This is a genomic window from Cupriavidus sp. BIC8F (genome assembly GCF_032465815.1).
Classification (GTDB): domain Bacteria; phylum Pseudomonadota; class Gammaproteobacteria; order Burkholderiales; family Burkholderiaceae; genus Cupriavidus; species Cupriavidus necator.
Map to the genome: position 1 here is coordinate 2439268 of NZ_CP136095.1, position 13294 is coordinate 2452561.

Annotated in this window: 12 protein-coding genes; 1 reads left to right on the plus strand and 11 read right to left on the minus strand. The window is 68.7% G+C overall.

All coding sequences use genetic code 11. From position 1 onward, the window contains the following. Nucleotides 1-22 precede the first annotated feature (22 nt). The 6 genes from RS901_RS31310 to RS901_RS31335 all read right to left on the minus strand — a co-directional run bounded on the left by RS901_RS31310 (nucleotide 23) and on the right by RS901_RS31335 (nucleotide 6409). Nucleotides 23-898, minus strand: a complete 876-nt coding sequence (locus tag RS901_RS31310; RefSeq protein ID WP_316154441.1) for an IclR family transcriptional regulator — start codon at nucleotides 896-898, stop codon at nucleotides 23-25. A 102-nt stretch (nucleotides 899-1000) separates the two neighbouring features. After that, a complete protein-coding gene (locus tag RS901_RS31315; RefSeq protein WP_316154442.1) occupies nucleotides 1001-1741 on the minus strand; it encodes an SRPBCC family protein in 741 nt (246 codons plus the stop codon). Further along, nucleotides 1731-2207 (minus strand): (2Fe-2S)-binding protein, encoded by a 477-nt coding sequence (locus RS901_RS31320; RefSeq protein ID WP_316154443.1) that lies wholly within the window; start codon nucleotides 2205-2207, stop codon nucleotides 1731-1733. Before RS901_RS31320 ends, RS901_RS31315 begins: the two co-directional genes overlap by 11 nt. Nucleotides 2208-2216: 9 nt before the next feature. Further along, nucleotides 2217-3083: a xanthine dehydrogenase family protein subunit M gene (locus RS901_RS31325; protein WP_316154444.1), complete on the minus strand. Its 867-nt coding sequence runs from the start codon at nucleotides 3081-3083 to the stop codon at nucleotides 2217-2219. Next, nucleotides 3076-5367, minus strand: a complete 2292-nt coding sequence (locus RS901_RS31330) for a xanthine dehydrogenase family protein molybdopterin-binding subunit (RefSeq protein ID WP_316154445.1) — start codon at nucleotides 5365-5367, stop codon at nucleotides 3076-3078. Before RS901_RS31330 ends, RS901_RS31325 begins: the two co-directional genes overlap by 8 nt. Nucleotides 5368-5416: 49 nt before the next feature. Beyond that, complete coding sequence (locus RS901_RS31335) at nucleotides 5417-6409, minus strand: Bug family tripartite tricarboxylate transporter substrate binding protein (protein ID WP_410054199.1); 993 nt, start codon at nucleotides 6407-6409, stop codon at nucleotides 5417-5419. Between the two features lie 320 nt (nucleotides 6410-6729). Between RS901_RS31335 and RS901_RS31340 the strand changes: the two genes are divergently transcribed. Continuing rightward, nucleotides 6730-7248 carry a MarR family winged helix-turn-helix transcriptional regulator gene (locus tag RS901_RS31340; protein ID WP_316154446.1) on the plus strand — a complete coding sequence of 173 codons (519 nt, stop codon included), beginning with the start codon at nucleotides 6730-6732 and terminating at the stop codon, nucleotides 7246-7248. A gap of 61 nt (nucleotides 7249-7309) precedes the next feature. On the opposite strand, the gene RS901_RS31345 is transcribed toward RS901_RS31340, so the two are convergent. The 5 genes from RS901_RS31345 to RS901_RS31365 all read right to left on the minus strand — a co-directional run bounded on the left by RS901_RS31345 (nucleotide 7310) and on the right by RS901_RS31365 (nucleotide 13282). After that, nucleotides 7310-8728 (minus strand): MFS transporter, encoded by a 1419-nt coding sequence (locus RS901_RS31345; RefSeq protein WP_316157334.1) that lies wholly within the window; start codon nucleotides 8726-8728, stop codon nucleotides 7310-7312. A 253-nt stretch (nucleotides 8729-8981) separates the two neighbouring features. Continuing rightward, complete coding sequence (locus tag RS901_RS31350; protein ID WP_316154447.1) at nucleotides 8982-9938, minus strand: PDR/VanB family oxidoreductase; 957 nt, start codon at nucleotides 9936-9938, stop codon at nucleotides 8982-8984. A 26-nt stretch (nucleotides 9939-9964) separates the two neighbouring features. Then, nucleotides 9965-10939 carry a VOC family protein gene (locus RS901_RS31355; RefSeq protein ID WP_316154448.1) on the minus strand — a complete coding sequence of 325 codons (975 nt, stop codon included), beginning with the start codon at nucleotides 10937-10939 and terminating at the stop codon, nucleotides 9965-9967. A 23-nt stretch (nucleotides 10940-10962) separates the two neighbouring features. Next, entirely contained in the window at nucleotides 10963-12441 is a 1479-nt protein-coding gene (locus tag RS901_RS31360; RefSeq protein ID WP_316154449.1) for an aldehyde dehydrogenase, read from the minus strand. Nucleotides 12442-12481: 40 nt separating this feature from the next. After that, nucleotides 12482-13282, minus strand: coding sequence for an aspartate dehydrogenase (locus RS901_RS31365; protein ID WP_013952368.1), 801 nt, complete (start codon nucleotides 13280-13282; stop codon nucleotides 12482-12484). Nucleotides 13283-13294 lie beyond the last annotated feature (12 nt).

Sequence of the window (13294 nt, forward strand, 5' to 3'; positions counted from 1 at the left end):
TGGCAGGCGGCGCGCGTTGCCGTCAGGCGAACGGCTTCGGCACCTCCGGCCGGTAGTCGAGCAGGCGCGACAGCTCGGCCGCCGCCCGCCTGACCTGTTCCACCACGTTGTCGAGCTGGTCCGGATCGATGCGCGAGGCCGGGATGGTCGCGCCCAGCGCCGCCACCACCTTGCCACTGCGGTCGCGCACCGGCGCCGCGATGGTAGAGATGCTGGCCTCGAAGAACCCTTCATGCAGCACATAGCCGCGCTGGCGGTCACGCTGGACCATGTCGTAGAGCTCTTCGACGGTGCGCGGCGTGCTTTCGGAATACACCTCAAGGCGCTCTTCCGGATACAGTGCGCGCAGTTCCGCCAGCGACAGGTCTTCCAGCAGCACGCGGCCCAGCACGGTGGCGTGCGCCGGCAGCCGCGTGCCGACGTTGACCGTGCTGGCAAACGGGCGCGAGGCCACCGACTTGGCCACATAGACGATGGAGCGGCCGTCGCGCACCACCAGGTTGCACGGATAGTGGATCTCGTCGCGCAACCGGTCCAGCAGCGGGCGGCCCAGCTCGGTCAGCTCCAGCGAAGCGAGGTAGTCAAAGCCCAGCCGCAGCACCGCCATGCCCAGGCGGAACTCGCGCCCGCCGTCGGTGCGCTCGACGAAGCCCATCATTTCCAGCGTGGCCAGCAGCCGGAACACGGTCGAACGCGGCACCTTGAGCCGGCGCGCCAGCTCGGCCGCCGACAAGGTGCGCTCACGGCTGCTGAATTCGGCCAGCAGCCGCAGGCCGCGCTCCAGCCCCGGCACGATGTACTTGTCCTGGGCGCTCTCCTGGGCGCTCTCCTGGGCGCTCTCCTGGGCGCCCTCCTGGCCGCCTTCCTGCGTGTCTTCCTGCGGCGAATCGGTCGTCATGGTCTGTCTCTGCACTATTCGGTCTTGGCGTAACGCTCTCATATATCACGCCTGCACCCCGTAGGGTACCCGTATTGCCGGCAGACCCCGCCCTGGGCCCGCCTACGCCCCTGGGCGCAGGTAGTCGCGCAGCCAGGCCGCGCATTGCTCGCCCTGGGCGGCGGGCCAGCGCACCACGATGGTCTCGTCGCGGCGGCGCAGCTCGACGCAGATGTCCGACAGCGGCCCGCGCGCGGCCTCGCCGCGCCCGAACAGCCGCGAGAACAGCCCGCCGGCGGCGGGTGCGGGCGGCGCGGACCGCGTCGGCAGCACCGCATGGCCGTTGACCGCGGCAGCCGATGCCACCGGTGCCGCAGGTGCGGACTTCGCCGCCGGCTCGGGCGCTGCCTGCGCCGCCTGCGGCGACAGCCGTGCCAGCAGGTTGGCGCCGAACTCGTCCCACATGCGGTCGGCCTTGGTCTTCATCACGCTCAGGCCGAAGGTGCCCAGCCGGCCCAGCACGTCCACCTGCACCCTGATGCGCAGCTGCGTGCCGCCATCGTCCAGCGCGGTCAGGAAGAGCTCGCTCGACTGGCGCAGCGAGCTGGCCACCGAGGCGTCCTCGCCGGTGCCCTCGGTGCGCAGGTAATGCGGCGCGCGTGTCTCGACGATCTTCGTATGCAGCCGGAAGCGCGCGTTGATAAAGGCAATCTTGACCGCCATGTGCGCGATGTACTCGACATCGCTCAGCACTTCGATCGATTCCATTCCGGGCACGCAGGCGCCCATCACGTTGGGGTCGAGCAGCAGCTCCCACACGCGCGCCGGCGGCGCCGCGGTGACCAGGGTCTTTTCAATTTCCACGCATTTTCTCCGCGGCGGACAGGACCGATTCAACGATGCCGACATAGCCGGTGCAGCGGCACAAGTTGCCGTTGAGGCCGTGGCGGACTTCGTCTTCGGTCGGGTTGGGGTTGTTGGCAAGCAGCGCGCACGAGGCCATCAGGAAGCCCGGGGTGCAATAGCCACACTGCAGCCCGCCGTTGTCCATGAAGCACTGCTGCAGGGGATGCAGCTGGCCGTCGGCGGCCAGCCCCTCCACGGTCATCACATGGCGCCCGCGCGCCTGCACGGCGAGCATCAGGCAGGACTTGACCACCTCGCCGTCGACCAGCACGGAGCAGGCGCCGCAGATGCCGGTCTCGCAGCCGCGCTTGGTGCCGGTGAGGTTCAGGTCGTCGCGCAGCAGGTCGGACAGCAGGCGCCGCGCCGGCACCTCCACCTGGTGTTCTTCGCCGTTGACGGTGAGTTCTATGCTGACTTTGTTCATGGGGATTCCTTACTCCGATGCCACGCCGAACAGCTCGGCAATGGTGCGGCGCGCGACCACCCGCACCATCTCGCGCCGGTAGCTTTCCGACCCGCGCATGTCCGAGACCGCGTTGATGTCCGCGGCAACGATGGCGGCAGCTTCCTCGGCCAGTGTCGCGGTGACGGCCTTGCCGGCCAGCAGCGCTTCGGCGCGGCGCAGCCGGGCCGGAATCGGCGTGGACGCGCCCACCGCCAGCCGCGCCTCGACGCAGAATGCGCCCTCGCGCCGCACCGCCAGCGCCACGCTGGCCAGCGGCCGGTGCTCGGCGGCGGTGCGCAGGAAGCGCGCATAGCGGCCATCGGCGCCGGCACCGGGCGCCGGCACGCGGATCTGCGTGACGATCTCGTCCGGTGCCAGCGCCGTGACGTAGTAGTCGACGAGGAAGTCCTCGATATCGATCTCGCGCTCGCCGCCTCGGCCGCTGACCACGATCCGCGCGCCCTGCGCCATCAGGCAGCCCGGCGGATCGGTGGCGGGGTCGGCATAGCAGAGGTTGCCGCCGATGGTGCCCTGGTTGCGCACCTGTGGGTTGGCCACGCGCGAGGCCATGCTGGCCAGCATCGGGTAGTGCGCCTGCACCAGCGGCGAGCGCGCCACCTCGGCATGCAAGGTCAGCGCGCCGATGGTCAGGCCCTCGCGCGCATCAAAGGTAATACCGCGCAGCGCCTCGAGCCGGCCCAGCGAGACCAGGTGGCCAGGCGTCAGCATGCGCTGGCGCATGCCGAGCATCAGCGCGGTGCCGCCGGCAAGGATGCGGCAACTGTCGCCCAGGTCGGCCAGCATCTGGCTGGCCTCGGCCACGGTGGCTGGCTCAAGGAATGCAAAGTCACGCATGGGCGGCCTCCTTCTGCTTCAGTTCGCGCAGGCCCGCCAGCACCTTCTCCGGCGTGATCGGCAGCGACTGGATGCGAACGCCCACGGCGTCGAACACGGCATTGGCGATCGCCGCCGCGCCCGGCAGGATCGCGGTTTCGCTGGCGCCCTTGGCGCCATAAGGGCCGTTGGGGTCGTTCGATTCCACCACGTCGGTGCGCAGCATCGGCACCGCGTTGGCGGTAGGCATGGTGTAGTCGGCAAAGTTGCCGTTCATCAGGCGGCCATCCTCGTATTGCAGGTTCTCGTACAGGGCCCAGCCGATCGCCTGCACGGTCGCGCCGTGGGTCTGGCCGTGCACGGCGAGCGGGTTGATGGCCTTGCCGCAGTCGTCGGCGACAAAGCTGTCGATCACGGTGACCTGGCCGGTGCTGGTGTCGACTTCCACTTCCACCGCCTGTGCCGCGAAGGAGTGCGCGGGCGCGACGTTGCCGTAGTAGTCGGCATCGTGCATCACCGTGGGCGCGTCGTAGGTGGCGCGCACGTGGATGCCCTCGCCGCCGTGGCGGAAGATATGCAGCCGTGCGATCTCCGCCAGCGTGGCGGACTTGTCCGGCTGGCCCGGCGCGGCGATGCGGCCATCGGCAATCGCCAGTTGTTCCGCGTCCACGCCAAGCTTCTCCGCCGCGAGGACCAGCAGCTTCTGGCGCGCCTCGCGCGCGGCACGCAGCACCGCGTTGCCAGCGATGATGGTCACGCGCGACGCCAGCGAGCCCAGGCAGAACGGCGCGGTATCGGTATCCGGCGCCATCACGGTGACGTGCGACAGCGGGATGCCCAGCTCTTGCGCGCAGATCTGGCTGAGCATGGTGTTGGCGCCCTGTCCCATGTCGCATTCGCTGGTCTGCAGCATCACGCGGCCGTCCTCGTTGACCTTGAGCAGGATGGTCGAGCCGTCCCAGTTGCCCAGCGTGCGGTTGCCGCTGACGTGCATGGCCGCGGCAATGCCCACGCCTCGCCGGCGCGTGCCGGTGCCGCGCGGGGCGGCGCGCTTCTCGTCCCAGCCGATGGCCTTGCGGGTCATGTCCAGGCACTCGGCCATGCCGGTGCTGCTGATCTTCCAGCCATGCACGCTGGTCTCGCCCGCGCCGATCGCGTTGCGCTTGTGCACCTCCACCGGGTCGATGCCGAGCATGCCGGCCAGCACGGTCAGGTGGCAGTTCAGCGGGAATTGCATCTGCTGCCCGCCAAAGCCGCGGAAAGCGCCGCGCGGCGGGTTGTTGGTATAGGCCATCACCGCATGCGAGCGCACGTTCTGCACGCGGTGCATGTTGTCGCTGCGCATGGCGGTGACATGCATCACATCGCCGGCAAGCCCGGAGTAGGCGCCGCATTCGGCCGTGATGCGCACATCCTTGGCCAGGATCACGCCGTCCGCCGACAGCCCCATGCGCAGCCAGACCCGCATCGGCACGCTGGCGCGCGCACCCTGGAAGTCTTCCAGCCGGTTGTTGACCAGCCGCACCGGGCACTCCAGCCGGCTGGCCAGGAAGGCGCAGATCAGGCTGTTGTTCTCCTCGACGATCTTGGCGCCGAAGCCGCCGCCGGTGGTGGCCTGCACCACGCGGATGGTCGAGACCGGCCGGTCCAGCGCCTCGGCCAGCCGCGCGCGCGCCAGGAACACGGACTGGGTCGAGGCCCACAGCGTGAGCCGCCCGTTGCCGTCCTGCGCCGCCACCGACGCCATCGGCTCGAGGTAGCCGGGGTACTGCGAGTGCATGTCGTAGGTGGCCTCGTACACCGCGGCGCAGGCTTCGAATGCGGCATCCACGTCGCCCCGCACGATGTGCATCTCGTGGCCGATATTGCGCGTGCCGGCATGGATCTCGGGTGCGCCCTCGGCCAGCGCCGCTGCGGGCGTCAGCAGCGCGGGCAGCGCCTCATACTCGATGCGGACCAGGTCCAGCGCGTCGCGCGCGATTTCCTCGCTGACCGCCACTACCGCGGCCACTTCCTCGCCGACGTGGCGCACCACGCCGCAGGCCAGGATGCGCTGCTCCTTGCGGTGCGGGCCCCAGTTGCGGGCGGGCACATCCTGCCCGGTCACCACCAGCTTGACACCGGGCAGCGCCTTCGCCGCGGCGGTGTCGATGCGCACGATGCGCGCGTGCGGGTGCGGGCTGCGCAGCACCTTGGCGTGCAGCATGCCGGGCAACTTGATGTCGCCGGCGTACTGCGCGCGCCCCATGACCTTTTCCCGCGCGGTCACCTGCGGCGTGGAGCTTCCCACGATGGCCTTGCTCATGCCGGCCTCCTGCTTGTCTGGTTGCATGAATGCGATGCGGTGCCCTGCGTCATTCCGCCGTGATCGCGAGGTCGCGGATCACCTTGCCCAGCCGCTCGTAGTCGGCCGCATTGACCTTTTCCAGCGCGGCCGGGGCGCCGCCCACCGGGCTGGCGCCGAAGGTGGCCATCTTCTCGGTCACGTCGGGCAGGCGCAGCACGTCGTTGAGCTGCTGGTTCAGCGCCTTGACCACCTCGGGCGGAGTGCCCTTGGGCGCCATCACGCCATGCCAGGCGCCGACCACCACGTCCTTGTAGCCAAGCTCGGCCAGCGTCGGCACGTTGGGCAGCAGCGGCGAGCGCTTTGCGTCCGTGATCGCCAGCGGGATCAGCCGGCCGGTGTTGATGTACTGCGCCACCGGGCCCAGCGTGACGTAGGCAAAGTTCACGTGCCCCGCCACCACGTCGTTGACCGCCGGCGCCACGCCCTTGTACGGCACGTGCTGGATCTTCACGCCCGCGGCGCGGTTCAGCATCTCGCCGGCGATATGCATCGGCGAGCCCGCGCCCGGGCTGCCATAGGTCAGCGTCTTGCCGCCCTTGGCCGCGGCAATCATCTCGCCGACGGTCTTGATACCCGCCTGCGGGTTGGCCACCAGCAGCACCGCCTGCACCGCGGTCTGGATCACGGGGGTGAAGCCGTGCAGCGGGTCATAGCTGGCCGACGGCGCCAGCCTGAGCACCATCGGCGCCAGCGTGAAAGGATTGGGCGTGTACAGCAGCGTGTAGCCGTCCGCCGGCGCGCGGCTGACGAAGCTGGCGCCGACCACGCCGCCGGCGCCGGGGCGGTTCTCGACAATGACCGGCTGCTTCAGGCGCGCCGACAGCTTGTCGGCATAGAGCCGGGCCATGGCGTCGGTGTCGCCGCCGGGCGGATAGGCCACGACCATGGTCACGGTCTTGGCCGGGTACGCGGCGGTGGCCAGCGCGCTGCCCGCGGCAAGCGCGAGCGCGGCCATGGCAGTAGCGGCAAGGAAAAGGCGGCGGGGGCGTTCGTGTCTCATCAACAGCTCCTGTGGGGGCGCATTCGCGGTTGGAGTGGGCTGTTGTGCGCACCGCGAAAACAGGGTTGGCTCGGGTTACAACACTTTCGGTTGTTTTATTAGTAAAACGTACGTTCACACCAGGAACATGAATGATCCTAGGTCGCTAATATTGACAACTCAACTTGCGTTAAATACCAATTGACATTGTAGTTTTTTATGTGTTTTTTCAGTTGCCATGAAAGCGGCACACGATGGCGGAATTGGCTAGCGGCTGTGAGACAATCTGGCCCGCAAACCGGCCCCGCATGGCGGCCGGCAGACCCGATCAAGAGGAACGCATGCCCCGTGACGCCGCGCCCGCCAACGGCCAGCCCGCGCCAGACACCGACAACACCAGCCCATGGACCGACCTCGATGAGGCCGGCAGCGGCCTGACCGTCGACAATTTCCTGACCACGATGCTGAGCCAGCTGGTCACCGCGCTGCGCAGCACGGTGACCAAGCCCTATGCGGAACAGTTCGGCCTGACCGTGCCGGAGTGGCGCATCCTGGCGCTGCTGGCGCACGCGCGCGAACTGCCGTTTGCCGAACTGGTGACGCAGTCGACCTCGGACAAGGCACTGGTAAGCCGCACGCTGCGGCTGCTGGAGGAACGGGGATTGGTGCGGCTGACCTCAGCCGGCAACACGCCGCGCAAGAAGCTGATCTGCGCGATCAGCGAAGCCGGTGCCGCGCTGCACGACCAGGTGATGCCGCTGGCGCGGCGGGGGCAGGCGCAGGTGATCCGGCAGTTGTCGCCGCAGGAGCGGGAAGCGGTTTACCAAGGGCTGCGCAAGCTGTTGCGCACGCAGGAATAGGAAAAAGGGCCGCACCGGATTGCGGAGCGGCCCTAAGGGTACGGGACGAGCACGCGCCCGTTCAGACCTCCAGTTCTTCCAACACCTTCCCCTTGGTCTCGATACCAAGGAAATGCACGGTAACAGCCGCCAGCGCCGGCACCACGGACAGCGCGAAGAAGGCAACGCTGAGGTCACCACTGCCGATGGTGCTGGCAATCAGTCCCGGCGCGAAGATCGCCGCCAGCTTGAGCCACGCCCCACCGAGCCCGCACCCCATCGCCCGCACGCTGGTCGGATACAGCTCCGGCGTATAGACATAGGCGGTGATGAAGCCGCTGGCCAGGAACCCCATCGCCAGCGCGCAGAGGGTCGCGACCACGTACACGTTCGACGCGTGGAACACCCCCGCCAGCACCAGCGACAGCGCGCACAGCAGGAACGACACATTGATCACCGGCTTGCGCCCAACCTTGTCGACGATCATCGCGCACACCAGCGAACCGACCACGCCCAGCACCGAGGCGCCAGCGGCGAGGTTCAGCGCCAGTTGCAGCGGCGCGTGGTAGACGGTCTTGTAGACCGTGGGCAGCCACGTCGACAGCCCGTACTGGATAAAGCCGCAGGTTGCCCACAGCATCCACACCGCCAGCGTGCGGCCGATATAGGGCCTGCTGACCAGGTCGCGCACGCGCCGGCGCGGGTGCTGGGCCATGCGTTCGTAGGCGCTGGTGTCGCCCAGCGGCGGCAGCGGCGTCCTGGCGCGCGCCTCGAATGCCCGCAGCGCGGCGTCGGCCTCTTCCAGCCGGCCCTTCTCGGCCAGCCAGCGCGGCGATTCCGGGATCACGCGGCGCAGGATGAAGAACAGCACCAGCGGCACGCCGCCGATGAAGTACATCACCTCCCAGCCGTAGTGCGGCACCAGCCAGGCGCCGATGCCGTTGGACACCATCAGCCCGATCGGGAACACCACTTCGTACAGCAGCACGAAGCGCCCGCGCCCATGGGCGCGCGTGACCTCGTTGATATAGGTGGCCGCCACCGGCAGCTCGCCGCCCAGCCCCAGGCCCTGCACGATGCGCAGCAACGCGAAGATCTCGAACGACGGGGCAAAGCCGCAGGCCAGGCTCATCAGCCCGATGATGCCCGCGCTCCAGCCGATCGAGCGCAGCCGGCCGAAGCGCTCGGCCAGCCCCGGGAACAGCAGCGCCCCGACCAGCTGGCCGACCGACGGCGCCGCGATCAGGAAGCCGATCTGGCCCGGCGTGAGCGACCACTGCGCTATCAGCAGCGGCAGCGTGGCGGCAATGGCGATCACGTCGAAGCCATCGAAGAAGGTGGCCAGGCCGATCAGCAGCCGGGCGCGGATATGCATGGCGTTGCCCGGCATGCGCTCGATGCGGGCAACGATATTGCCGCGCGTGAGCGGGCCGCCGCGGGCCGCCGCCGCGCTCTGGCCAGCGCTGTCAGCCGTGGTCACGATACCTGCGGTGGCGGCCACCGGTGCGCCGGGGGACGCTGAGTCTTGTCTCTGGGTCAGCACGGGATTTCTCGGTTTGATTCTTCGGGGGTTGCTCCCCTCTCCCGCTTGCGGGAGAGGGGCCGGGGGAGAGGGCAGGCGCTTGCTAACGGCAGATGCCGCGGCGGCCTGGGAAGAGGAAGTCTGGATTCGACAGCGCGTCGGCTACGGCGCGGGCTGGCCCTCTCCCGCGCCCTCTCCCGCGCGCGGGAGAGGGGAGAACACAATCGCGAAATTACAAGTCCAGCACCAGCTTGCTGCCCTTGCACCCCGACACGCACACCATCATGGTCTTGTTGCTGGCGCGCTCGCTGCTGCTGAGCACGCTGTCGCGATGGTCGGGGCAGCCTTCCAGCACCGCGGTCTCGCACGAGCCGCACACGCCTTCGCGGCAGCTGTAGTCCATCTGCACGCCGGCATCGAGCAGCGCGTCCAGCAGCGACTTGCCGGACGGCACCTTGACGGTGGTGCCGGTGCGCGACAATGACACGGTGTACTCGCCCTCCTGCACCGCCTCGGTCGAGGGATCGGCGGCAAAGCGCTCGATGTGCACGTTCGGGTAGCCGTGTGCTTCGCAGGCAGCCTCGAACGCCTTCAGCATCGGACCGGGGCCGCAGCAGTAGAAGTGCGTCTGCACGTCCTGGCCGGCCAGCGTCGCGTTCAGGTCCGGCGGCACCCCGGCCTCGTCGTCGAAGTGAAAGCGCACGGCATCGCCATGGGCCGACAGCTGTTCGACGAATGCGGCCTCGGCGCGCGAACGGGCGCAGTAGATCAGCGTGAACGACTTGCCCAGTTCGGCCAGCCGGCGCGCCATGCAGACGATCGGCGTGACGCCGATGCCGCCGGCGACCAGCACGGTGTGCGCGGCGCTTTCGTCCAGCGCGAAGTTGTTGCGCGGCGCCCCCACGGTCAGCGTGGCGCCCACGCGCAGCTGCTCATGCACGTAGCGCGAGCCGCCGCGGCTGCCGCGGTCCAGCAGCACGCCCACGGTATAGCGCTGGCGCGCTTCGGGCGCGCCGCACAGCGAGTAGCTGCGCACCAGGCCGTTGCCCAGGTGCAGGTCGATATGGGCGCCCGGGCTGTACTCGGGCAGGGTCTTCCCTTCGGGATCTTGCAGTTCGATGCTGACCACGCCGCGCGCTTCATAGCGCATGGCGTGGACGCGCAGGGTCAGGGACTGGTGGGCACTCATTGCTGCTTCCTTCGATGGCTGCTGACTTACCGCTTCTCGGTCAGGAACTTGCCTGCCGGTCCGCCCGCGTTCTTCTGGCGGCGGGTGTTGCCGTCGATGCCGCCTTCGATCGCCCATTCGGCGAACATGGTCGGGCCGGGCTCGAAAGCGCGCGGCTCCCAGTGTTCGTCCAGCTGGTCCTCGTCGGCGTAGTACTCGATCAGGCCGCCGGCCGGGTTCTTGAAGTACCAGAAGTAGGCCGACGAAATCGGGTGCCGGCCCGGGCCGAGCTGCGTGTCCCAGCCCTTGCGCGAGACATGCATGCCGCCGCCGAAGACTTCATGGATGTCCCGCACGGTGAAGGCGACGTGGTTCAGGCCGCTCTTCGGTTCCGGCAGCTGCAGCAGGAACAGGTCATGGTGGCCGCCTTCGGGCGTGCAGCGCAGGAACGCGCCGCGGTCCGGGTAGCGGTCGGACGGCACGAAACCGAATTTCTCGACATAGAAGCGCTCCGTGGCTTTTACGTCTTTCACGAAGAACACCACGTGGCCCACCTCGATCGGCGTGGCGTGGTCGTAGATCGGGCTGCGCTGGTTCAGGCGCGGCTTGTCGTTCCACGTGTTCATCAGCGCGCAATCGACCTGCACGTCATGCTTGCGCGTGACCTGGAAACGCACCGCCAGGCCGTTCGGGTCGGTGCAGCCCACGCGTAGCGTATCGCCCTCGCCTTGCTTCACGAAGCCCGGCGCATCGGCAATCGTCTTGGCGAGCTGATCCAGCGATGCCTGCGAGTCCACGCCCCACACCACTTCGCGCAGCGTCGGGCCGGCTTCGATCGCAGGCGGCAGGGTGGCGTCGTCGATGCGGCGCACCAGCACGCGGCAGCCGTTGAGCGTTTCGAAATCCAGGCCCTGCGCGTCGTCGCGCTTGATGGCCAGGCCCCAGTCGGTGAAAAAGCCACGGCAGGCGTCAAAGTCATCCGCGCCGTAGACGATCTCGTCGATCCCCAATACCTTGATCATTGCTTCTCTCCAGCCTGCCGGGTTCAGTGGTTGGCCCACGGCAGCGGTTGTTCGTTCAGGCCCCAGTACACGCTCTTCTGCTCCATGTACTGCAGGATGCCAAGCCGTCCCTTCTCGCGGCCCAGGCCGCTGTCGCGCCAGCCGCCGAACGGCGTCGCGATCGAAAACTGCTTGTAGGTGTTGATCCACACATTGCCCGCCTGCACAGCGCGTGCCACGCGCCAGGCGCGCTTGTAGTCGCGCGTCCAGATGCCGGCGGCGAGCGCATAGACGCTGTCGTTGGCCTGCGCGATCAGGTCGTCCTCATCGTCGAACGGGATCGCCACCAGCACCGGCCCGAAGATCTCTTCCTGGCAGATGCGGGCGTTGTTATCGAGCCCTTCGATGATGGTCGGCGTGTAGAAGTAGCCGTTGGGCAGGCCGGCCACGTCGGGACGCAGGCCGCCGGTGCGCAGCTGGCCGCCCTCTTCCACGCCCGCCGCGACGTACGACTCGATACTGTCGCGGTGGCGGTCGGTGATCAGCGGGCCCATCTGGGTGCGCTCGTCGGCGGGGTCGCCCACGCGCAGGTGCGCGGCGCCCGCGGCCAGGCGGTCGATAAAGGCCTCGTACTGCGAGCGCGCCACGAACAGGCGCGAGCCGGCGATGCACGACTCGCCCGACGAGCTGAAGATGCCGTACAGCACGCCGTTGACCGCATGGTCCAGGTCGGCATCATCGAACACCATGGTCGGCGACTTGCCGCCCAGTTCCAGCGACACCGGCATCATCTTGTCGGCGGCGATATGGGCGATGTGCTTGCCGGTGGTGGTGCCGCCGGTGAATGACACGCGGCGCACCAGCGGATGCTTGGTGATGGCGTCGCCGATGACCGAGCCCTTGCCCGGCAGCACGCTGATCAGGCCCTTGGGCACACCGGCCTCTTCGCAGATGCGCGCCAGCTCCAGCGCCATCAGCGGCGTGACTTCAGCGGGCTTGACCACCACGGCGTTGCCCGCGGCCAGCGCCGGCGCCATCTTCTGCGCCTCGCTGGCGATCGGCGAGTTCCACGGCGTGATCGCCGCGACCACGCCCATCGGCTCGTACACGCTCATGGTCAGGCAGTCGCCGCGCTGCGGCGTGATGGTTTCTTCCAGCGTCTCGCAAGCGGCGGCAAAAAACTGGAAGGTGCCGGCGGCACTGGCCACCAGGGCGCGCGTCTCGCTGATCGGCTTGCCATTGTCCAGGCGCTGGCGCTGGGCCAGTTGCTCGCCCTGGGCGCGGATCAGCTCGGCCACGCGGTACAGCACGGCGGCGCGCTCATGCGGCTTGCGCTGGGCCCAGCCGCTGGCGAGGAAGGCCTGGTGGGCGCCCTGCACGGCTTCTTCCACGTCCGCCAGGCTGGCGGCGTTGAGTTCGGCCACCACTTCGCCGGTGGCCGGGTAGCGCGTGCCGTAGCGGTCGCCGGTCCCCAGGCGCCATTCGCCCGCGATGCAGATGGGGAGTACTTCTTGCGTCTTCATTGTCGTTGCCTGCTAAGTCTGTGGGGCGTGGCTGCCGGGACTAGATCGATACCGCGTGCGCCCGGTTGCCCAGGGCGCGCACCACGCTGAACACGGTCAGCGCGGAAGTCTTGGGGTTGGCCGCGAGCGGCTTGCCGCGCATGGTCAGTTCGAAGCCGCCGAAGGCTCCGCGCGCCTCCACGTGATGCACGTTCTCCACCGCATGCGGGTCCGCCAGCAGCTTGACCGAGGTGCGATCCAGGCCGAGGCCGGCCAGCGATACCGTGGCGGCCACGTTGGCGTTCTTGGGATACAGGCGCGCTGCGTCGCGTGCCGTGCCTTCGAAGATCACGGTCGCCTCGGTCAACGCATTCAGATCGAAGAGCTGCTCGGCCGGCGTGCCGGCCCAGGCGCGAGCCGGCTTGCGACCGGTGTAGATCACTTCATCCAGCCCGCCGACACGCGCCGCGGCCAGCGCATCGATGGCACCGATCGCGCCCGACAACAGCTGCACCTGCGTGCCGCCGCGGCGCGCGGCCGCTTCCAGCCGCTCGGCCATGCCGGGCTCGGACAGCGCGCCCACCGATACCACCATGCACGGGATGCCGCGTTCCAGCGCCGGCACGATGTGCTCTTCCAGCGCGTGGTGGCCGGCGCACTCGACCAGCAGGTCGGGACGCTGGTCGTCCAGGTGCGTCGCCACGCGGGCGCCCGGCGCCAGCGCGCAGACCGCGTCGCGGGCCTCGTCCATCGTGTGCTCCGGCACGATCACCACGTCGAACACCACGTCAGGATCGCTCTTGAGCAATTCCATCACGCCGCGGCCGATCGCGCCGCAGCCAACCATGGACACATGCAGCATCTCCGGTCTCCC